The organism is Candidatus Chloroploca asiatica, assembly GCF_002532075.1.
Classification (GTDB): Bacteria; Chloroflexota; Chloroflexia; order Chloroflexales; family Chloroflexaceae; genus Chloroploca; species Chloroploca asiatica.
The window spans coordinates 1-21,127 of sequence record NZ_LYXE01000154.1 but is presented as its reverse complement, the minus strand read 5'-3'; the positions used below and the strand labels follow the sequence as shown (position 1 = coordinate 21,127).

The following is a 21,127-nucleotide window of genomic DNA, read 5'->3' as shown; positions in this document are numbered from 1 at the left end:
AGTTGTTCCATTGCGCTGGTGGTGCGACGGGCGTAATCCCGACTGCATCAACCAGGCCTCTAGTAACGCAGCAAAGAAAAACAGACCACACTGGCTGTTCCTGTGCTGTCTCTGCTTAGGATACCATAATTTTTGGCCTGCGGCCCATGCGTATTGAATTGAGGGCTGAAGTCCCGCGTTACAGCGTCAGCGCCTTGCCCATCCAGGCGGCATAGAGGTCAGCGAAGCTTCCGGCGGCAACAGCGGCGCGTACCTCGGCCATGAGGTCGAGTAAGAAGGCGACGTTGTGCAGGCTGACCAGGCGGAGGCCAAGGATCTCTTTGGCGCGGTAGAGGTAATGAATATAGGCGCGTGAGAAGTGTTGGCATGCGTAACAACGGCATCCCTCTTGCAGAGGCGCATCGTCTTCACGGAGGGGCGCATTGAGCACATTGAGTTTCCAGCGGCGGCTGGGATCGCGGATCAGCGCGGTGCCGTGGCGCCCGAGGCGCGTGGGACTCACGCAGTCGAACATATCAATGCCGCGGGCGACCCCTTCAAAGAGATCGTCGACATCGCCAATGCCAAGCAAATGGCGGGCAAGACCGTCGGGCATGTGGGGTACGGTCATCGCGACGACTTCGTAGATCTGGCTTTTATCGGCACCGAGGGAACCGCCGATGCAGAGGCCATCGAAGCCCATCGCGCCAATATGTTCGGCACTGGCCTGGCGAAGATCGGGGAAGACGCCCCCGTGGACAATGCCAAAGAGGCGCTGGTCGGGGTTGGGCAAGGCCCCCGGATCGCGCTCGCGATGCGTCGTGAGGCAGCGCTCGGCCCAACGATGGGTGCGGGCCAGGCTCTCGCGGGTATAGTCATAGCCAGCGCGGAAGGGCGGCAGTTCATCAAAGGCAAGGATGATATCGCCGCCAATGCCGTGCTGCACCTGAATCGATCGTTCGGGCGTAAAGATGTGGCGCGAGCCATCGAGATAGCTCTTGAAGATGACCGCATCTTCGGTCACCTTCACCATATCAGGCAGGCGCTGAGCGTGTTGCGGGCGGCGGCCCTTGACTTCATCGGCGATACCGCCATAGATGAGCGAGAAGACCTGAAAGCCCCCGCTATCGGTCAAAATCGGGCCATCCCAGCCCATAAAACGATGCAAGCCCCCGCGACGAGCAAGCAGTTCGTGACCGGGTTGGAGATAGAGATGATAGGTATTGCCCAGAATAATACTGGCACCATGGTCGTGCAACTCGTGGGGCGTCAACGCCTTGACGGTGCCGCGGGTGCCAACCGGCATAAAGACAGGGGTTGCCACCTGACCATGCGCAGTGGTAAGCAGACCGCTGCGCGCCTGTGAAGCTGGGTCACGATGAGTAATGGTAAAGATGACGTGCCTCCGTTTGCTACTTACGACGCTCGATAAAGATCGGGGTAAACCCGACGGTTACGTGAATCTCGTCGCCTACCCGTTGCACGAGGGTCTCGTCTAATTCCAGCCCATCGAGCGATGTTGCCATGACGAACTGGTCGGCAGGGAGGCGAATAGTCTGGTTTTCGGTTGAACGTGACCAGAGCACATCAATCTGGCGGGGGCCATTGGTAAACTGATAGCCTTCGATTGCCTCGGGTTGGCTGTAATCAATGATATCTACCTGTTGATAGCCGCGGGTGAGTTGGATCATATGTTGCATGGCTGTAAAGACTGGCCGGGGTCGATTCTGGCCATCAAGCAGACCGGAATTGCGCCAACCCGGTCCATTGAGGGTATACCATGTTACCATATCAATCTGGTGACCGGCGGCACGTGCTATGACACGCACGACGTGGTCGGCCTGTGCAATGTAGAAGATCTGGATCAAGGGATCGGGGCAGTTGGTGCAGAGCAGGCTCGTCTCGTTAAGCCAGAGCGGCTTGTTGACCCCGTAGCGACTCATCACCTCGCGCAAAAAGCGTGCTTTGCCCAGCGTCACCCCTCCTAGAGGTGTCCAGACGGAATTGGCCTGCACGTCGTGATCGACGGGGTAACGACCGGCGAAGGAGGGATAGCCGTGGAAGGCCAGGATATCAAACGCATCGGCGGCACCGGCTCGCAGCACACCTTCAAAGAAGCGTTCAGGCTTGCCTTGGGTGGGATCGGTCGTAACGGGGCGATCAAGCAAGAGGCCACCAATGATAATTTGGGCCTGCGGGTTGGCCCGACGGACGGCCGGTGCAACAGCCTTGAGCATGCGCCCATAGCGTTCGCCGCCATAGTAGGGATCACGAAGATCGCCCCAGCAGCCAAAAATCTGGTCGGTTTGCAGTAGCACCGGGTCGATATCGGGCTCGTTGCCAAATTCCCAGTATTGCACCTGATTGCGGTAACGACTGACCAGGGCTTCGACAAAGGCGGCATAGGCTGGGAAGTACTCATCTTTAATGGCGGCGCAGTTGGAAGGAACCACGGTGGCCCAACGTGGTGCGCCACGAATGATGACCGTTGGTATCAACCCGGCCTGACGAGCCGCAGCGAGATCGCGTTCAAAGTTTTGCAACGCGGCCCAGTTGTAGGGACCGTTCTCTTCGGGTTGAACAAGATCCCACCGGACGCTGTTGAGGCGTACCCATGTTGCCCCGAGATTGGCAGCCTGAGTGCGCAGGGTTGCTGAATTGGCTAGCGCATTGGGCCATGTTTCAACGCCAAAGAGCGGCATTGTGCCGCTGTGCCTTATCACCGGTATATAGAGCATAGAGGGCGATTGGGCCTGGGCATGCGGTGGGGCCAACGTTGCTGCGGCCCCACCACTGACGATCAACAAAACCAGGCTAACGAGAAGAAGGCGCTGATACCAGGTCATGCTCCATCCTCATTCAGGACGTCGTTCGATATAGACTGGATCAAACCCGACGAATAGCTCAATCGTACCATCGCCTGTAGTGACGAGCGATGGTGACAATTCCGTTCCGTCTAGTGTGGTGACGCTGACCACCTGATCGGCGGTCAGGGTGACCGTCTGGTTCATAGTTGACCGTGACCAGAGCAGATCGACCACGGTCGCGTCTTTGTGAAAACGATAGCCCTCGATAGTGTCAGGCTGACCATAATCAACCGGCTCTATCCGTTGATAACCTTGCAGTGTGGCAATCATATGGCGATAGGCAACAAAGGCCGGGCGTGGTTCCTGGCTACGGTCAAGCAGACCGGCCCCACGCCAGCCAGGGCCATTGAGGGTATACCATGTTACCATGCGTACGTCATTGGCGGCGGCACGGGCCACCAGGCGGACAAGGTAATCGGCTTGCGCTTGAAAGTGTTCTGGCAACTCAGGATCACACTTGTCATCGCGGGAATGGCAGACAAGCCCGGCCTCGTTGAGCCAGAGGGGCTTCTCGACGTCGTACCGATCCATGACCTCACGCAAGAACCTGACTTTGCCGAGCGAAAACCCGCCCAGTGGCCCCCAACGATCATCGAACACAATAATCTCGGGATCAAAGAGACCCAGATCGTGATCGTAGCCCAGGCGGGCGAAGAAGGGGTAGCTATGGAAGGCAACAATATCAAATGAGTCGGCGGCACCCGAGCGCAGAATGCCTTCAAAGAAGCGCTCGGGTTTGCCTTTGGTGGGGTCAGTTGTCTCGGGGCGGTCGAGCATCATGCCGCCGATGACGATCTGTGCATCGGGGTTGGCTCGTCGCACCGCCGGGGCGACGGCTTGCAACATACGTCCATAGTGCTCGCCGCCATAGTAGGGGTCGTCAATATCGCCCCAGCAGCCGTAGACCTGGTCAATGGCAACGAGACGCGGATCGGCATCTGGTTCATTGCCAAATTCCCAGTACTGTACCTGGTCACGATAGCGCGTCACGAGGGCCTCGATAAACGCGGCAAAGGCGGGAAAGCTCTCTTCTTTGACGGCCGCGCAATTGGAGGGAAACACCGTGGCCCAGCGGGGTGACCCGCGAATAATAACAGTCGGCTCCATACCAAGTTCACGGGCCTGCTGCAGATCGGCTTCAAAACCACTCAAGACACTCCAATCGTAGGCACTGTCGGGTGTGGGCTGAACCTCGTCCCACCTGACGCTATTGAGGCGTAACCAGAAGGTGCCTAGTTCAGCGGCTCTGGTCTGGACAACCTCTGATCTACCGAGCACATTGCGGCTTGTTTCGACGCCGAAGACTGGTACATCGCTGCTTTGGTGTTGTGAAGGGTGCAGATCTGGAGATTCGGCAGATGGACGCTCGGTGCTTGAGGTGCAGGCATTCATCAAGAACGCAGCGATCACAAAGATTATCAAGCGTTGCTCCAAGCGCATACAACAAACTCCTGCTAGACTATGCTTGACTCGTGCGCACATCACTGAGCGTAATGATCATAAAAATGGTGGTACAGTGCGTATCATGCTGCTCTGATAGGGCAACGATACGCACCATACCACCATATGTTACATGTTACCAGGTGGAAACCTGATCGTGCATAGAGCGCCTATGCGTAACTAGAGCCATAGGCGGGGCCACCATCATTATGGGCGACGTTCAATAAAGATGGGATCATAGCCAACCGTCACGCGTACCTCATTGCCCACGGTTTGCACCCGATCGGCTGGTAGCGCATTGCTATCAATGCCGGTTGCGCGAACAAACTTATCAGCAGGGAGGGCCACTGTCTGAACCGTGGTTGAGCGTGACCAGAGGACATCAACCAGACCGGTCACCTTGACAAACCGATAGCCTTCGATCGCGGCTGGTTGCCCATAATCGAAACTCTGAACCCGGTCATAGCCCTTTGCCAGTCGAATCAAATGCTGATACGCAATAAAGACTGGACGTGGGCGCTGGCTTGCATCGAGCAGACCGGAATTACGCCAACCCGGGCCATTGATCGGATACCAAGCGACCATACCCAGATTGCTTCCGCCTGAGCGGGCCATCACACGTATGAGATGATCCGCCTGAGCGGCGAAGAAAGCGTTAGGGGGAGGCTCAGTGCATCCGGTACAGAGCAAGCCCATCTCATTGAGCCAGATAGGCTTGTCAATGCCAAACTGCTGCATCACATTCCGCAAGAATGCCGACTTGCCAATCGTCGAGCCACCGATCGAAGGGTCAGACCAGGCTGTTCCCGCCAGACGATCGTGATCAAATGGGAAAGTACCCTGGTACGAGAGATACGAGTGGAAGGCTACAATATCAAACGAGTTTGCGGCCCCCGAGCGAAGAACGCCCTCAAAGAAGCGCCAGGGCGTATCAGTTGCGCCAGGAGTGTTGTTGTTATTGGGCCGATCCATCAATAGCCCGCCAATAATAATGCGGGCAGTCGGATCAGCACGGCGAATAGCTGGTGCTACGGCCTGGAGCATGCGCCCATAGCGTTCGCCGCCATAGTAGGGATCATCGGCATTGCCCCAGCAACCAAAGATCGAATCGGGCGGAACGAGGCGCCAATCGATATCAGGCTCATTGCCTAGTTCCCAGAACCGTACTTGGTCACGGTAGCGTGTCACCAGAGCCTCGACGAAAGCCGCAAATGCGGGTAGTTTCTCGTCCATGATCGGCGCACAATTCGAACCGACCCCAGTAGCCCAGGTGGGAGCTGCATGAATGATAATTGATGGCGTTAATCCGGCAGCACGAGCACCGTTTAGGTCGCGTTCAAAAGCAGCCAGGACACTCCAGTCATACGGCCCGCCCTCGACTGGTTGAATGCGATCCCAGCGGATACTATTCAGGCGCAGCCATGAGGCCCCAAGCGCTATTGCCTGATTGCGTACGGCCGTGGAACCTCCAATTTGGTTCGGATACGCTTCAATAGCAAAAAACGGTGTAGGCCCGGGACGACTGATCACAGGCAGGTACGTCGTATTATCCGCAGCAGTGGAAGGATGTGATGCAGCTAGTCCCGCCATTCCACTTGCACTCAGCGTGACCAAGACCAGGATAAGAACAGTAAGATGTTGGTACAAACGCATAGCTCGAATCTCCTCACGATAGATATGGATCGCAGATCGGTGTCTTTGGCATCGACCCCTTGTCATAGCATAGTTAGGTTATACGTATGTGCCAACGGAGGTGTTCAGTGCAGAGGCTATGTGCAGCAAGGCATACAATGCTGGCTCGGGGCAATCATCGAGGATTCCCTCCCTGACTTTGTGCTTACGAGGAACTGTCAGGTGACGGCCTGTAAGTTGATGCACATGGGGCTATTGCCCCTACACCTAACTCGTACGTTTGCACAAATGAGATAGAAGTACTCTTCCTATCTATGAACGAGGAGAAGATATGTTAAGACTGCGCCACCGGCTGCCTGTAGTACGATTGACACAGGCAACAGAGTTAATATAGCATATCAGGGCACAGGTAGTGTATGATAATTTCACTTTGTAGTTGCGATAGCTTTACTGTGCCTTCTGTCACAAGCGCATAGGATGAAATAAACGGCCTATGCCTATGTTCTGCCTGATCTCTTGAGAAATCAAAACTTTATGGATGAAGCTCAACGCGCACTTGCGCTGCGCAAGATGCAACGTATTGCTACTGGCTTGCTCATTGCGATGAGCATCCTTTTCGTAATCACGTCAATCTACCGCGAGATGGCCCCGTGGATTGGTTTTGTGCGTGCTTTTGCCGAAGCGGCGATGATTGGGGCGATTGCTGACTGGTTTGCGGTGACGGCTCTCTTTCGTCACCCGCTTGGCATTCCCATTCCGCATACCGCTATCGTCCCTCGACGAAAAGATCGGATTGCCGAGAGTTTCGGTCGGTTTATCGAGCGCAACTTTCTTGATCCTGACAAAATTGCTTTGCGGCTACGGCGACAGAATGTTGCTAGTCGTCTGGCGCGCTGGTTGCGTCAGCCCGAGCGGAGTAACCAGCTTGCTGATCTGGCCGCCGAGAGTCTGACCGGATTGCTGCGAGTGGCGAATGATGATGAAGTCGGTGCCGCTATCCAACGCACCCTCAGTGATCGGGTTGCCGGGGTTCCGGTAACGCCGTTGATAGCGCAACTGCTTGGGGTGGTTGTGGTCGAACAGCGCCAGCGCGATGTTTTATTGCAGCTTGCCCGGGTCTTGACCCAGTGGGTCGAAGCGAATCAGGAGGCAATTCGCAAACGCATTGCCGGCGAATTGCCGCCGTGGATGCCCCGCATTGTTGACCAGAAGATCTACGAGCGTCTGCTCGATGGCGCCCGTCGGACGCTGGCTGAACTGAGCGAAGATCCTGACCATCCCCTCTATGAGCAGTTTACCCAGACGCTCGACCGGTGGATCGTTAATCTCCAGTATGATACCGAGGTACGTGCTCAGGGTGAGGCGTTGAAGCAAGAGTTGTTGCAACATCCGATGTTTCGCGAGGTGGCCGGCAAGCTCTGGCAAGATCTGAAGACGAGTCTGTTGACCCAGAGTACGATGGCTGGCTCGCCGCTCCGTGAATCGATTGCGCGTGGCCTCGCGAACCTCGGTGATGTCCTGGAAAACGATCCGGAATGGAGTGCTCGGATTGATGGATGGACTGAGGATTTGTCGCGCTATATTGTCAAGCGGTACGGGCGTACCGCCGGTGAATTTGTCACCCAGACGGTCAACGCCTGGGAGACCGACGAAGTGACGCGGAAAATCGAGCTTCAATTTGGGCGCGATCTTCAGTTTATTCGCATTAACGGGACGATTGTGGGTGGTCTGGTGGGGATCGTGATTTATACGCTCTCACTCTGGTTGTTATAGCGTTTTCGCCATTATGCGCATGGTTTTTCGGGCAGTGGGTTTGGAGGGCGAAGCCCTTCAATGGATGTGGGGGCGACGTCCTTCACATCTCTCTGACTTGAAAACTATGCTGGGTAAGCGTACCATGAGATCGAACACAGGGCATTGAAGCCCTGTGCTAGCCGCAAGGAGGCAGCAGGATGGCTGAACGTAAGCCGGAGGGGTATCTTGAGGGGCGCCCGTTGCACCCCGAGAGTCTGATGATGAGTTATGGCTACAAGCCAGCGCTTTCGCAGGGTGCCGTGAAGTGTCCGATTTTTCAGACGTCGACTTTTGTGTTTAAGACGGCTGAGGAGGGCAAGTCGTTTTTTGAACTGGCGTATGGCTTGCGTCGTCAGCGACCCGATGAAGAGATGGGCTTAATCTATAGTCGCTTGAATAATCCTGATCTTGAGATTCTTGAAGATCGCTTGACACTTTGGGATGATGCTGAGGCAGCGGCGACATTTGCCAGTGGCATGGCGGCCATCAGTACGACGTTGCTCTCTTTTCTGCGCCCGGGTGATGTGCTGCTGCATAGTGAGCCGGTCTATGGGGGTACCGATTTTCTGCTGAAGCATGTGTTGCCGCAGTTTGAGATTCGGGTAGTCGGCTTTGCCGCCGGGGCGCCTCCCGAGGAAGCCGAGACGCGGTTGCGTCAGCTTGGTCTGACTGACCGCCTCAAGATGATTCTGATCGAGACCCCGGCGAACCCAACCAATGCGCTGGTGGATATCGCGGCCTATGCGGCCTTTGCGCAGCGTCTCGGGGGCGATCAACGCGTGATTACGGCGGTCGACAATACCTTCCTTGGCCCGCTTTGGCAACAGCCGCTCAAGCACGGGGCCGATCTTGTACTCTATTCAGCAACTAAATATATCGGCGGCCATAGCGATGTGATTGCCGGTGTCTGTCTTGGTTCCAACGAGTTGATGACCCAGGTCAAGCTGATGCGGACAATTATGGGCACGATGGCTGGGCCACAGACGGGGTGGCTCTTGATGCGTAGTCTGGAGACGCTGAAATTGCGGATGACGGCGCAGATGAAGACGGCGCGCCATGTGGCGGCTTTTCTCAGTGAACATCCCGCTGTCGAGCGGCTGCATTATCTCGGTTGCCTGAAGCCTGGCGATTCGCAATATGAGGTCTTCCAGCGTCAGTGCAGTGGGCCTGGCGGCATGATCTCGTTTGAGGTCAAGGGCGGCGAGCGTGAAGCGTTTCGCGTGCTTAACGAACTCAAGCTCTTCCATCTGGCGGTCAGCCTCGGTGGCACCGAGTCGCTCGCCGAGCATCCCGCCACGATGACGCACGCCGATGTTGATCCTGAAGAACGCATCGAAATGGGCATCACCCCGGCGATGATCCGGCTCTCGATTGGCGTCGAAAACCCCGAGGATTTGATCGATGATCTGAAGCTTGCCCTTGATCTGATCTGAGGCCAGGTGTAAGGGCTCCGCCCTCAGGCATCACGCCCGCACAAGGACATGCGCCCGATCAGCGAAGCTGATCGGGCGCATGTCCTTGTGCGGGCTTTTTCATCCATCCTCCACGCTCACGTGATCCGTGACGTGGAGGATGTATTTTTTGCTGCTCGGGCACCTCTGTTTGGGCATACCAGTTGATGAGAGCCCATGTCCAGTGCAGTTGTTCACACCTTCTTCGCCACTGGGTAACAATCTGAGGAGGCCCATGTGATTGATAGGCATGTGCGTATATTCAATGCGAGGAAGACACCGCTTGCTCAGCCGCACCTTGACCCGGGCTATGTTTCGACAGAGTGGCTCACCAGTGCAACGCGTCCTCGCCGGATTGTGCTCTACTCGCACGATACCCAGGGACTCGGCCACATGCGCCGTAATCTGTTGCTGGCACGAGCGCTGTTGCGTCTGACGCCACGCCCGAATATTTTGCTGATTGGCGGTGCGCGTGAAATGGGGGCGTTTGTGATCCCTGAGGGCATTGATTGCCTGACGTTGCCGGCTCTGCACAAAGCGTCGGATGGGTTGTACCGGCCCCGTTCGCTTTCTATTTCGTTGCGACGGATGCTTGATATGCGGGCCAGTGCGATCAAAGCGGCGGTCGCTTCGTATGATCCCGATCTGTTGTTGACCGATAAAGTGCCGCTGGGGGCGTTTGGCGAGTTGCGACCGACACTTGACTGGCTGCGCGAGCGCAAGAAGGCGCGTTGCGTGCTTGGCTTGCGTGAGATTCTCGATGAGCCGGCCGTTGCCCGTCGCGAGTGGGCGGTTGAGGGTAATAATGCCGCCGTCGAAACTTATTATGACCAGGTCTGGATCTATGGTGATCACCGTATCGCTGATCCCGTACGGGAATATGGCTTCAGTGCTGCTGTCGCCGCCAGGCTGATTTATACCGGCTATCTCAATCGGGGGGCGTTTCTTGAGGAAGATCCGCAGGCGGAAGCGGCGCTGTTCGCAAAGATTGGCTTGCCCGAAGGGGTGCCCATGGCGCTCTGTTGTGTTGGTGGCGGTCAGGATGGCTTTGCGCTGGCCCGCTCTTTCGCGAGGGCCGTTTTGCCCGAAGGAATGGTTGGGGTCATCCTGACCGGGCCGTTGATGGCCGCTAGCGAGCAAGCGGCGTTACAGCAGATGCTCACCGACCGCCCCTGGTTGCGTCTCGTGACGTTTCTCGAGGAACCAACGCCGTTGATGCGCCGCGCTGATGCGGTGATCGCAATGGCTGGCTATAACACAGTTTGCGAAATTCTGACGCTTGCTCGACGTGCCTTGCTGGTGCCACGGGTCGTACCTCGCCGTGAGCAGTTGATTCGGGCGCAACGCCTGCGCGATCTGGGGTTGGTCGATATGCTGCATCCCCGCCGTCTCTCGGCAGCTGCGCTTGCAACCTGGCTTGCCCGTACGCCCGATCCTGAACAAGCAGCGGCCATCCAACTTGACATGGGCGCGCTGGACCGGGTCGCTGAATTGGTGCAAACGCTGTCTTTTTGCCAGTTTGACATAAAGGAGAGCCCCTGTGCTGATTGAAACTACGCCGCGCATTGGGTATGTGTTGAAAGTCTACCCGCGTTTTTCCGAGACCTTTATTGTGAGCGAGATCCTCGCGCACGAGGCCGCCGGTACCGAGCTCGAGATCTTTGCGTTGCGCCCCCCTACCGAGGGACGCTTTCACGAACAGTTGGCGCGTGTCCGTGCGCCAGTGACCTATCTGCCGTCGCAGGGGTTGCGAGCCAGTGAGTTTTGGAACCAGGTGCGTTGTTCCGCTGCCGGCGATCCGCTCTTTTGGGAGCGTTTTGCCCCCGCGCAACATGAAGATCTTGTTGATGTGGCGCAGGCGCTTGTTTTGGCTGAACTCGTCCGTGAACGTGGGATCACGCACCTGCACGCCCATTTTGCTAGTTCTGCCACGACGGTCGCCCGCCTGGCGGCTCGTCTCGCTGGGATTAGCTATAGCTTTACGGCGCATGCCAAAGATCTCTACCACGAGTCGGTTGATGCGACGCAGATGTGGCATAAGTTGACCGATGCGTCGGCGGTCGTCACGGTCAGTGATTACAATGTCGCCTACTTGCAGACCCAATTTGGCGAGGCTGCTGCGGGGGTGCGCCGGATTTACAATGGCCTCGAGCTTGCGTGTTTCCCGTTCAAGGCCCCACTTCAACGACCGCAGCAGATCATCGCAGTCGGACGCCTGGTCGAGAAAAAGGGCTTTGCTGTGCTGATTGAGGCGTGTGCGCTGTTGCGCGATCAGGGCCGCGCGTTTACCTGCCTGATTGTTGGCACGGGCGATCAGCAGGCGGCCCTGGCGCAGCAGATCGCCCGTCTCAACCTGGATGCTCAGGTGAGCATGGTGGGGCCGCGTCCGCAGAGTGAGGTGGTTGAACTGGTGCAACGTGCGGCGGTCTTTGCGGCCCCGTGTGTGGTGGGGAGTGATGGCAATCGCGATGGGTTGCCGACGGTATTGCTTGAGGCGATGGCGCTTGGTACGCCGTGTGTTGCCACTGACGTGACCGGTATTCCTGAACTGATCGAACACGGTGTGACGGGATTCCTTGTGCCCCAACGCGATCCAGCGGCACTTGCGGCCAGCCTTGCGACCCTGCTTGACGATGAAGCGCTACGGGTGGACCTTGCAACAGCAGCACGGCGACGTATTGAGCAGAGGTTTGATATTGCCCACAATAGCACAGCCTTGCGGACGCTTTTTGCCGACGCAACCGAGCGCGTGCCCCTGCGTATGAAAGAGGTGGCGCGATGCGTGTAGCCTATGTTTGTGCTGATCCCGGTGTGCCTGTCTTTGGCACGAAAGGTTCGTCGGTGCATGTCCAGGCGGTGCTCCGCGCCCTGCTTCGTCGTGGTCTCGAGGTCACACTCTTTGCCAGTCGTTTTGATGGACCATTACCAGCCGATCTGGCGGCAGTGACGTGCGTTCCGTTGCCTCTTCCGCCAAAGGGCGCTACGCGCATCCGTGAAGCCGCGCTGCTCGCCGCGAATGAAGATCTCGCCGCTGCACTCGATCGCTCAGGGCCGTTTGACTTGGTCTATGAACGCTATAGCCTCTGGAGCTATGCGGCAATGGGGTATGCGCAGCGCACGGGTGTGCCAGGTGTGCTAGAGGTCAATGCGCCGCTCATTGACGAGCAGATCCGGCACCGCGAGCTGATCAATCGTGCCGGAGCGATGCAGGTTGCCCAACGGCTGTTTCGTACGGCAACGGCGCTGCTAGCGGTTTCGCAAGAGGTTGCCGCGTATCTGCGTACGTTTGCCGGCGAGGCGTCGATTGTTGTCGTGCCCAACGGGGTTGATCCCGACCGCTTTCCGGTTGGATCCCGCCCTGTGTCCGATGCGACCTATACCGTCGGCTTTGTGGGCACGCTGAAACCCTGGCATGGCCTGGAGGTGTTGCTGGCTGCGTTTGCCCAATTGCACCAGCGCTTGCCTCCGGCCCGCTTGCTGCTTGTTGGCGATGGCCCTGAACGGGGCAAACTGGAGGCTCAGGTCAACGCCTCCGGCCTTGCCCCGGTTGTCGAGTTCACCGGGGCTGTCTCGCCCGAGGCGATCCCGGGCTTGCTGGCGCGTATGGATGTGGCGACTGCGCCATACCCTTCGCGTGAGCGGTGCTACTTTTCGCCGCTGAAACTCTTTGAGTATCTGGCCGCCGGTCTGCCCGTTGTTGCGAGCCAGGTTGGGCAGGTGGCCGACATCCTTACCCATGGCGAAACTGGTCTGCTGTGTCCGCCGGGTGATCCTGAGGCACTGATGCATGCGCTGGTCGCGTTGCACGACAGCCCTGCGCTACGGGTCAAGCTTGGTGCAGCCGGACGACAACTGGTGCTCGATCATTACACCTGGGATGCCGTCGCCGGGCGTATCCTTGCGGTTGCCCAGGGTCAACTGGTAGCGCAGGAGTGGGCTAGTTATGCGTAATGTCGCTCAGCATCCCCGTGTGCAGGCCGCCATCGAACGATGCTCAACGCTGCGGCAGCATATAAAATCGCATGTCGCCGCGCTACTCGCGCAGTTTCTGGTGATCTGGGCGCGTTTTGTGGCGACAGGCCAGCAACGGTTGCAACGCCTCGGTCTCGGTTCCCGCGTTGCGATGCTGCAAGCCCGTACCGCCAATGGCGTGCGGCTTGTCCGTCGCTTCCAGCCCTACCTGCGCCCTCAGGCACCCTTGATTGCCGGCGGTAGTCTCGCCCTGCTTGGCGAGATTGCGATGCGCTTGCTGGAACCCTGGCCGCTCAAGGTGCTGGTGGACTATGTGTTGGTTCCGCAGGTGACCGGTCTGGCCGAGCGTCCGTTGCAACTCGATCCGCCGCTGCTGATCGCGGTGGCTGCATTGATGGTGCTTGTTGTCGCGGGTAGCCGTGCGCTGCTGGCTTATCTCAGCACGGTTGCGCTTGCCTTGGCCGGCAACCGTGTGATGATCGAATTGCGGGCCGATCTCTACCGTCACATCCAGCGGCTCTCGTTGAGTTATCACAGCAAAGCGCGCACGGGCGATCTGATCAATCGGCTCACCGGGGATATTGGCCGCCTCCAGGAGGTCACGGTGACGGCGATGCTGCCTTTGACGGCGAATCTGCTCACGCTGGTTGGCATGCTCGCCGTGATGCTCTGGATGAATGTGCAATTGGCATTGCTTGCTCTCATGGTAATTCCGATCTTTTTGCTTACGATGAATCGTATGGGTAAGCAGATCCGCACGGTTGCCCGCGAAGAGCGCAAGCGCGAAGGGGCACTGGCGGCCTCGGCTGCCGAGACGCTCGGGGCGATCAAAGTTGTGCAGGCACTGGGGCTTGAACCGCTGCTTGAACGGGCCTTTGCGCGGCATAACCAGAAGAGCCTGAGCGAAGGGGTGCGTGGACGCCGTCTCGCCGCTGGCTTAGAGCGTCGGGTGGATGGTCTGGTTGCGCTTGGCACGGCGCTGGTGCTCTGGTATGGGGCCACCCTGGTGTTGCGCGGCGATCTGCTGCTGGGCGACTTGCTGGTCTTTACGGCCTATCTGAAGAGCGCCTTCAAGCCAATGCGCGATCTGTCGAAGTATGCCGGACGTATTGCCAAAGCGAGCGCCTCGGGCGAGCGTGTTCTTGAAGTGCTCGATACTACCCCCGAAATACGCGATCTGCCTGGTGCAGCGCCCGCGCCACGGCTGCGCGGGGAGGTCACGTTTGAACAGGTAAGCTTTGCGTATACCCCGGGCACGCCGGTGCTCCACGATCTTTGCCTCACCATTGCGCCGGGAACACGCGTGGCGCTGGTCGGCCCTTCAGGTGGCGGCAAAAGTACGCTGGCGAGTCTGCTCTTACGGTTTTATACCCCCACCGCAGGGCGTCTGCTGATTGATGGACGCGATGTGCGCGCCTATACCCTGGCCTCGCTCCGCCGCCAGATGGCCGTCGTCTTGCAAGAGAGCGTCCTTTTTGCGACCAGTGTGCGTGAGAACATCGCTTATGGCGCACCGGGTGCTTCCTTTGACGAGGTGATCGCAGCGGCGAAACTCGCCAATGCTCACGAGTTTATTCTGCAATTGCCGCAGGGCTACGCGACGATCCTTGGTGAGCGTGGGGCGACGCTTTCGGGCGGCCAGCGCCAACGCATTGCGATTGCCCGTGCGGCGATTCGTCGTGCGCCGATCATTCTGCTCGATGAGCCAACCACCGGTCTCGATCAGGCCAACGAGCGCGCTGTGAGCGAGGCGCTCGAACAGCTGACGATGGGGCGTACCACGTTTATGATTGCGCACGACCTGCGGACTGTCGAGCACGTCGATCTGATTCTCTATCTGGAAGGTGGCGAGGTGCGCGAACGCGGAACCCATGCCGATCTGCTCGCTGCTGACGGCAACTATGCGGCGTTGTACCGTATGCAACGCGAAGAACGACTTCATTCGACAAGCGAGGAGCAGAGGTATGTTATCGTCCGTTGATGCAGCGCTGGCACGGCGCGATCCAGCGCTTCCCGGTCTGGTTCACCTGCTTGACCCCGAGGCTTTTGGGGCCTTGCTTCGCGGGGCGCTTCCGACGCTCGCCATTGGTGCGATCGAACCGCGCTACATCCGCTACAAGCCAGGTACCAACTGTCTGGTTGGTTACCGCATCGGTCTTCGTGAAGGCCCAACCATGGTCTATGCCTGTACCTATGCCCCTTCAGGCCGTGCCAAACTTGCCCGTGCATCCCAACTGGCCGCTCAAGCGGGAGCGCTCGGCGTTGGCGGGCTTGTTTTTGACGAAGAGCAGATCGCGCTCTATAGCTGGCCGCACGATCAGGCCTTGCCCTTCCTGGCGCACCTGACCAACCCGTCCAACCGGGCGTCTCTGTTGAAGCAGTTCTGCCCAGCGCGTGAAGATCTTCACCAGGCCGCTCTGGTGCATTTACGCTATCGCCCCGAACGCCGTTATGTTGGGCGGCTCGTTGGGGCCGCCGGGGGTGACGCGCTGCTCAAGCTCTATGCGGCCAACGACTACCATCTGGCGCACATGGCTGCCGAGGCCTTCCAGAGCGAAGGCCCGCTTGCGCTTGTGCCGCCATGCGGGGCGAGCGCTCATGTGCGTGGCCTCATCTTCCCGTGGCGTCCCGATGAGCCGCTCGATACGCTTGTGCGTGATGAACGCGACGATCTGCGTGCGGTTCGTCTTGCGGGGGCAGCGCTCGCAACCCTGCATCGCCAGCCAGCCCCCAGGCTGCCGCAGACAGTCCTGGCAACGCCCTTCGTGGCGCTTGACGCGAATGCGCGCACGTTGATCGCCCTCTGTCCTGAGCTTCAGCCGCAGATCGGGCGCCTCTGCCAGGTCTTTGCCGCGCAACTGCCGCAGAGTCTGCGCCATCCGCAGCCACTGCATGGCGACTTTTATGCCGATCAGGTTCTGATTGATCCCGAGCGACGCACGGCGACGCTGCTTGACCTCGACAATGCCCACTGGGGCGATCCGGCTGCCGATCTCGGCAATTTCGCGGCGCACCTCCAGCGCCAGGTCGCCCTTGGCCGCATGCCAGCGACCCGGGCAGCCACGCTCACCGAGGCTCTTGGCGCAGGCTATGCCGAAGTCGCACCTCCGCCGAGCCGCCAGCGCATCAGCCTCTACACGGCCCTGGGCTTGCTGCGGCTTGCCCCTGAACCCTTTCGTTATCGCGAACCAGACTGGCCGGTGCGCATTCATGCCATCGTTGCTACGGCTGAAGCGATCCTTACGCGTGCGTTTGTTGCTCAAACGACGCCATGCCAGATCAAAGAGGATGCATATGTCGGCTAACCCTATCGCGAACCTTGCGACCCTGACCGTGCCATACGACCTTGCGGCACATGCTGGCCTTGCCGAGCGCACGCTGCATCTACGGCGCGCCTGGCCGCGTTCGTCTGAGCATCTTTTGTTGGAGTATGAAGCCCCCGGTAGCGGCATGATCGTTCCTGCTCAATGGCATGCCCTGTCCCCGTCTGCCGAGTCGCTGCCTCAGGGGACGAAGGCGGAAAATACGGTGACAATGCACTCAGGCACGACCGGGGGCCGCATCAGCTTGCATCTACACGGGGCTGATCGCCGTCTTGTTGGCTTAGCCGCGCTGGTACGACAACCGGGCGCACGCCTGTTTGTGCATCAACCCGAGCGACGCGCCGTCGTCCGCCTCGTCGAAGCAGAGTGCCCCGTCTTTGCGCGGGTCGTCAGGCCTGCCCGCACCGCGAACCTGGCGGCAATCGGTGAGGCTGTGGCGAACCTGCGCCCACGCCATTTTGTCACCCCGCGCCTGCTCAGCGTCGACGAAGCAAACGGCGTCATGTGCTGGCAAGCGCTGCCCGGCGTCGCTCTTCACCAACTTGCTGGCGGGGTTGCCCTTGAAGCCGGGGCACACGCGGCAGGGCGAGCCTTGCGCGAATGGCATGCGACCCCGCCACCGACCGCCGTTCAGCCCCATTGCCCCGACGACGAATGGCAGATGCTCGAGCGCTGGCTTGCTCTAACCGCTACCTATATGCCCGCGCTGGCTGCTCAGATTGCTCCGCTTGCCGACCGAGTCGCCGACGCATTGACCGCAACGTGTGGCCCAATGACCATGATCCACCGCGATTTTTACGATAAGCAGATCCTGGTTCACAACCATAATCAGATCGGCCTACTCGACTTTGACACCATCGCCTCTGGCGAACCGGCGCTGGATCTCGCCAATGTCCTCGTTCACCTCGAACTGCGCGCCTATCAGGGCTTGCTCAGCCCGACGCATGCCAGGCATGCCCAGGCAGCGCTGCTAACAGGTTACGCCCCGGACGCGGCAACCCGGGCACGTCTCACAGCCTACGCCAACGCCACCCGGCTCCGCCTTGCCTGCATCTACAGCCTACGCCCGCGCTGGCACGCCTGCGTCACCGCATTGTGCCAACAGATCGAGGCTGGCAAGTCTCTTAGTAGTCTGTAACAAACGTTTTCTGCTCTCGGGCTTGGCTTCGACAAGCTCAGCCAACGGCGGACGATGGGCGTTGCGAACGGACGGAGGCTGAGCGTGCCGAAGCCCCCGTTGGTATCAAGAAGCGTACGTCACAGACTACTTAGGCTTTTCAGCTAGCCGCTCATCCCAATAACGTGCAAAGAAGCTCACGCGAAGGCGCGAAGGGTTCGCTCACCGACGCGAAAACCTTTGCGCCTTTGCGCCTTTGCGCCTTTGCGTCAAACCAACCTTTGCGCCTTTGCGTCAAACCAACCTTTGCGCCTTTGCGTCAAAAAAACGCCTTCTTTGCAAGGCAGTGCCGCAATCCAAAATCTGCCATCTGAAATGCTATAACACTCCGTTCGGAATGACATGGATGGCGTTGCCCCCCGCCGCGCTTGCCGTGTCACCCCGCTGCGCTTGCCGGGTCACCCCGCCGCGCTCGCCGTGTCACCCCGCTGCGCTTGCCGTGTCACCCCGCTGCGCTCGCCGTGTCACCCCGAGTGCAGCGAGGGGTCTTCCATGCGCCGCAGTGAAGATTCCTCACTGCGTTCGGAATGACATGGCTGGCGTTGCCCCCCGCCGCGCTTGCCCTGTCACCCCGCTGCGCTCGCCCTGTCACCCCGCCGCGCTCGCCGTGTCACCCCGCTGCGCTTGCCCTGTCACCCCGAGCGGAGCGAGGGGTCTTCCATGCGCCGCAGGGAAGATTCCTCACTGCGTTCGGAATGACATGGCTGGCGTTGCCCCCCGCTGCGCCCGCCGTGTCACCCCGAGTGCAGCGAGGGGTCTTCCATGCGCCGCAGGGAAGATTCCTCACTGCGTTCGGAATGACATGGCTGGCGTTGGCCCCCCTTGGTGCGGGCACTGAACCAGCAACCCATCCCCATGCCGCGACGCTTGTGCCCCGAACCTTGGCCAACGACACCGCCACCTTCGTACGAAAAAAACGAACGTCATGTTATAACGCAGCGATGATCGCGGCTGGTTCAAGGCGCTGCGTATAGTCAGGGTGAACAAAGGCCAGGTGAATGATGCCGTCGCGCCCAATGACAAAAGTTCCCGGCATAGGCAATTGCCAACTCGTATCGCCATTGCTCTGCTCAAGATCAATCTTCATCGCGAGATAGCGTTCGCGCACGTCGTCATCGAGTTGAAAGACCAACCCATACTGTTGCGCCACCTTGTTGCCAACATCGCTGAGCACGGGAAAAGCGAGTTCATTCTGTTCAACCGTGGTCAGCGAGCCATCGGGCAACTGGGGCGAGATGGCGACCAGCGTTGCGTGACGGGCCTGGATCTGCGGAAGTGCCCGCTGATAGGCACGGAGTTGCAGGTTGCAGTAGGGACACCAGGCCCCTCGGTAGAAAGCGAGGACTACCGGGCCTTCTGCCAGCAGCGTACTGAGCTGAACCATTGACCCGCTGGCATCTGGGAGCAGAAAATCCGGGGCGACTGCTCCGACGCCAAGGGCATTGCGTTCGATATGCGCCTCGATCAGCTTTGCACTCACGGCCTGCGAACGCGCCAGGCGCTCAGGCGCAATTGTCGCCGCCAGATCGGCTGCGTATGACGGTACCATCTCGTTTACCAACGCATCAGCTTGATTATTCATCGCAGAAGCTCCTCTATACATTTGCACTTGTGTTCTTATTGTCTTTGGGGAACGAGGCCTGCAAAGCTGGTCTCGTTCGCCAGCCGCCGAAGCCCAATATCATCGCTAACAACGTTGCGCCGTTGCGTCAAAAAAACGCCTTCTTTGCAAGGTACTGCGCCGAAGCCTAGCCTTTAGCTTTGGGCAAAGAGCGTATTCAGCAACTCGGCGAGCGTTGGATGCGCAAAGATGGTATCGCGCAGGTCACTGGCGGTCAAGCCCCCTTGCATTGCCAGTTGCACGGCACTCATGATTTCGCCGCCCTCGATGCCCAGCATCGTAAAGCCGAGGATCTGATCAGTCTCGGCGTCGATGACAGCCTTGACGAGGCCACGAGTTTCGGCGACCTCAATGGCGCGGGCGACGTAGCTCATTGGCATCGTGGCGATTTTCACTGTGCGCCCCTGTGCCCGTGCTTCTTCTTCACCCAAACCCACCCGGCCCAACTGTGGATCAATAAAGACGGTGTAGGGCACCAGTCGTCCGCGGGTGCTTTTGGACCCTCCTTCAAGCAGATTTGCCTTTAGGATGCGGAAGTCGTCGTAGGCAATATGGGTAAAAGCCGGCCCACCAGTAATGTCGCCGACTGCATAGATGCCAGGAACATTCGTTGCCAGGCGTTCGTCCACGATGATGTTGCCGCGCTGATTGGTGGCAATGCCTGCCGCTGCAAGATTCAATCGGTCGCTATTGGGCGTACGGCCTACCGCAACGAGCAGGTGCGACCCCTCGAGCGTCTGCTCGCCAGCGGGGCTCGCCACTGTCAAGTGAATTGTACCATTGTCACTGCGGCTCACCCGACGGGCAGCCGTGTTGAGCAAGACCTCGGCCCCATCTTCGCGTAACAGCGCGGCAACAGCGTCGGCAACATCGCCATCCTCACGCGCCAACAGACGTGCACCGCGCTGCACAATCGTCACACGGCTGCCAAAACGACGGAACATCTGCCCAAACTCAAGGCCAATATAACCGCCCCCCAGCACAAGGAGATGCTCGGGAACCGCATCAAGCTCCATGATCGAGGTCGAGTCAAGAAACGGCACTTCGGCGAGGCCAGGCAGATCAGGGGTTGATGAGCGAGTGCCGGCATTGATCACAATCGTATCGGCGGTGAATTGCCGCGTTCCACCTGCATTCAGTGTGACCGTAACTGTTTTGGGGCCACTCAGTTGCGCTGTCCCCATCAGCAAGGTGACGCCATCATGGTGCAACCGCTGTTCGCTACCCGTCCGCCAACTGGTGACAAGCTCGCGCTTGCGCTGGCGCACAGCCCCCAGATCGACCTGGATCGCACCAGTCTGCACCCCATACTGCCCAGCGTGACGGGCGAGATACGCGATGCGGGCACTGGCGACCATTGTTTTGGTCGGTGTGCAACCCTCATTGATGCACGTACCGCCCACGTGCGACGCCTCGATCAACGCCGTTCGGCGTCCAGCGCGGGCAAAAGCCCCCGCAAGCGGCACACCAGCCTGTCCCGCACCAATGATGATCACATCAAATTGCTCAGCCATTATCTTGTTCCTCTCAAACTCTGGGTTTGCTCCAGGGGCATACCAATGAAACTTGTTTTTTCTGCCAGCGTATCCATCCCCTTCCTCTGGGAGCCCTTACGCTGTTCTGTCGTGCAACGCGCCGCTCGGTTGCTCGTAGTGTACACCCTGAGGTGTGGCAAGGACTGTGAGCGGGCCTACATACGGGGGACGGCACCGTTGCTCGGCGCGCAAGCGCTACGGCAACGCTGTCTTCGCATCGTTGATCTATCATGGAGCACGAAGGTGTCAAATGCAGCCGGGCGCGTACGTGTTCACATGTGGAGTAACAGCCTGGGAGCGAGGGCGTCCCGCCCTCGGGATGCCTTCGAGGGCGGA

Annotated in this window: 14 protein-coding genes; 8 read left to right on the top strand and 6 right to left on the bottom strand. The window is 59.0% G+C overall.

Translation table 11 applies throughout. The annotated features are described in order from the left end of the window. Window positions 1–178: 178 nt before the first annotated feature. From tgt to A9Q02_RS18525, 4 genes are all read right to left on the bottom strand, one after another. The gene (gene tgt / locus A9Q02_RS18540) at window positions 179–1,366 is read right to left on the bottom strand and encodes a tRNA guanosine(34) transglycosylase Tgt (RefSeq protein ID WP_281256929.1); all 1,188 of its coding nucleotides are present in this window, start codon (window positions 1,364–1,366) and stop codon (window positions 179–181) included. A gap of 25 nt (window positions 1,367–1,391) precedes the next feature. Beyond that, the gene (locus A9Q02_RS18535) at window positions 1,392–2,825 is read right to left on the bottom strand and encodes a cellulase family glycosylhydrolase (protein ID WP_097654563.1); all 1,434 of its coding nucleotides are present in this window, start codon (window positions 2,823–2,825) and stop codon (window positions 1,392–1,394) included. A gap of 9 nt (window positions 2,826–2,834) precedes the next feature. Then, on the bottom strand, window positions 2,835–4,286 hold the full coding sequence (locus tag A9Q02_RS18530) for a cellulase family glycosylhydrolase (protein WP_097654562.1): 1,452 nt from the start codon (window positions 4,284–4,286) through the stop codon (window positions 2,835–2,837). Between the two features lie 207 nt (window positions 4,287–4,493). Further along, the gene (locus A9Q02_RS18525) at window positions 4,494–5,939 is read right to left on the bottom strand and encodes a cellulase family glycosylhydrolase (RefSeq protein WP_172451134.1); all 1,446 of its coding nucleotides are present in this window, start codon (window positions 5,937–5,939) and stop codon (window positions 4,494–4,496) included. 513 nt (window positions 5,940–6,452) lie between these two features. On the opposite strand from A9Q02_RS18525, the gene A9Q02_RS18520 reads away from it, so the two are divergent. The 8 genes from A9Q02_RS18520 (at window position 6,453) to A9Q02_RS18485 (ending at window position 17,596) form a co-directional block, all read left to right on the top strand. Further along, window positions 6,453–7,691: a DUF445 domain-containing protein gene (locus A9Q02_RS18520; RefSeq protein ID WP_097654560.1), complete on the top strand. Its 1,239-nt coding sequence runs from the start codon at window positions 6,453–6,455 to the stop codon at window positions 7,689–7,691. A 179-nt stretch (window positions 7,692–7,870) separates the two neighbouring features. Next, window positions 7,871–9,145 (top strand): cystathionine gamma-synthase family protein, encoded by a 1,275-nt coding sequence (locus tag A9Q02_RS18515; RefSeq protein WP_097654559.1) that lies wholly within the window; start codon window positions 7,871–7,873, stop codon window positions 9,143–9,145. Between the two features lie 255 nt (window positions 9,146–9,400). Next, window positions 9,401–10,714 (top strand): glycosyltransferase family protein, encoded by a 1,314-nt coding sequence (locus A9Q02_RS18510; protein WP_097654558.1) that lies wholly within the window; start codon window positions 9,401–9,403, stop codon window positions 10,712–10,714. Then, entirely contained in the window at window positions 10,704–11,951 is a 1,248-nt protein-coding gene (locus A9Q02_RS18505) for a glycosyltransferase (protein WP_097654557.1), read from the top strand. Before A9Q02_RS18510 ends, A9Q02_RS18505 begins: the two co-directional genes overlap by 11 nt. Beyond that, window positions 11,942–13,114: a glycosyltransferase family 4 protein gene (locus A9Q02_RS18500; protein WP_097654556.1), complete on the top strand. Its 1,173-nt coding sequence runs from the start codon at window positions 11,942–11,944 to the stop codon at window positions 13,112–13,114. The genes A9Q02_RS18505 and A9Q02_RS18500 overlap by 10 nt, the downstream gene beginning before the upstream one ends. Next, the gene (locus tag A9Q02_RS18495; protein ID WP_216361556.1) at window positions 13,107–15,116 is read left to right on the top strand and encodes an ABC transporter ATP-binding protein; all 2,010 of its coding nucleotides are present in this window, start codon (window positions 13,107–13,109) and stop codon (window positions 15,114–15,116) included. The genes A9Q02_RS18500 and A9Q02_RS18495 overlap by 8 nt, the downstream gene beginning before the upstream one ends. Beyond that, entirely contained in the window at window positions 15,100–16,440 is a 1,341-nt protein-coding gene (locus A9Q02_RS18490; RefSeq protein WP_172451132.1) for an aminoglycoside phosphotransferase family protein, read from the top strand. The genes A9Q02_RS18495 and A9Q02_RS18490 overlap by 17 nt, the downstream gene beginning before the upstream one ends. Beyond that, complete coding sequence (locus tag A9Q02_RS18485; protein ID WP_172451130.1) at window positions 16,430–17,596, top strand: aminoglycoside phosphotransferase family protein; 1,167 nt, start codon at window positions 16,430–16,432, stop codon at window positions 17,594–17,596. The genes A9Q02_RS18490 and A9Q02_RS18485 overlap by 11 nt, the downstream gene beginning before the upstream one ends. Before the next feature lie 967 nt (window positions 17,597–18,563). Here A9Q02_RS18485 and A9Q02_RS18480 read toward each other — a convergent pair. Further along, on the bottom strand, window positions 18,564–19,217 hold the full coding sequence (locus tag A9Q02_RS18480; RefSeq protein ID WP_216361555.1) for a peroxiredoxin-like family protein: 654 nt from the start codon (window positions 19,215–19,217) through the stop codon (window positions 18,564–18,566). A gap of 173 nt (window positions 19,218–19,390) precedes the next feature. Then, window positions 19,391–20,770: a mercuric reductase gene (locus tag A9Q02_RS18475; protein ID WP_097654553.1), complete on the bottom strand. Its 1,380-nt coding sequence runs from the start codon at window positions 20,768–20,770 to the stop codon at window positions 19,391–19,393. Between the last annotated feature and the right edge of the window lie 357 nt (window positions 20,771–21,127).

Excerpts from the sequence above, each read along its gene's own strand:
- A9Q02_RS18535 (WP_097654563.1), bottom strand. The coding sequence starts at position 2,825 with ATGACCTGGTATCAGCGCCTTCTTCTCGTTAGCCTGGTTTTGTTGATC.
- A9Q02_RS18530 (WP_097654562.1), bottom strand. The coding sequence starts at position 4,286 with ATGCGCTTGGAGCAACGCTTGATAATCTTTGTGATCGCTGCGTTCTTG.
- A9Q02_RS18525 (WP_172451134.1), bottom strand. The coding sequence starts at position 5,939 with ATGCGTTTGTACCAACATCTTACTGTTCTTATCCTGGTCTTGGTCACG.
- A9Q02_RS18520 (WP_097654560.1), top strand. The coding sequence starts at position 6,453 with ATGGATGAAGCTCAACGCGCACTTGCGCTGCGCAAGATGCAACGTATT.
- A9Q02_RS18515 (WP_097654559.1), top strand. The coding sequence starts at position 7,871 with ATGGCTGAACGTAAGCCGGAGGGGTATCTTGAGGGGCGCCCGTTGCAC.
- A9Q02_RS18500 (WP_097654556.1), top strand. The coding sequence starts at position 11,942 with ATGCGTGTAGCCTATGTTTGTGCTGATCCCGGTGTGCCTGTCTTTGGC.
- A9Q02_RS18495 (WP_216361556.1), top strand. The coding sequence starts at position 13,107 with ATGCGTAATGTCGCTCAGCATCCCCGTGTGCAGGCCGCCATCGAACGA.
- A9Q02_RS18490 (WP_172451132.1), top strand. The coding sequence starts at position 15,100 with ATGTTATCGTCCGTTGATGCAGCGCTGGCACGGCGCGATCCAGCGCTT.
- A9Q02_RS18485 (WP_172451130.1), top strand. The coding sequence starts at position 16,430 with ATGTCGGCTAACCCTATCGCGAACCTTGCGACCCTGACCGTGCCATAC.
- A9Q02_RS18480 (WP_216361555.1), bottom strand. The coding sequence starts at position 19,217 with ATGAATAATCAAGCTGATGCGTTGGTAAACGAGATGGTACCGTCATAC.
- A9Q02_RS18475 (WP_097654553.1), bottom strand. The coding sequence starts at position 20,770 with ATGGCTGAGCAATTTGATGTGATCATCATTGGTGCGGGACAGGCTGGT.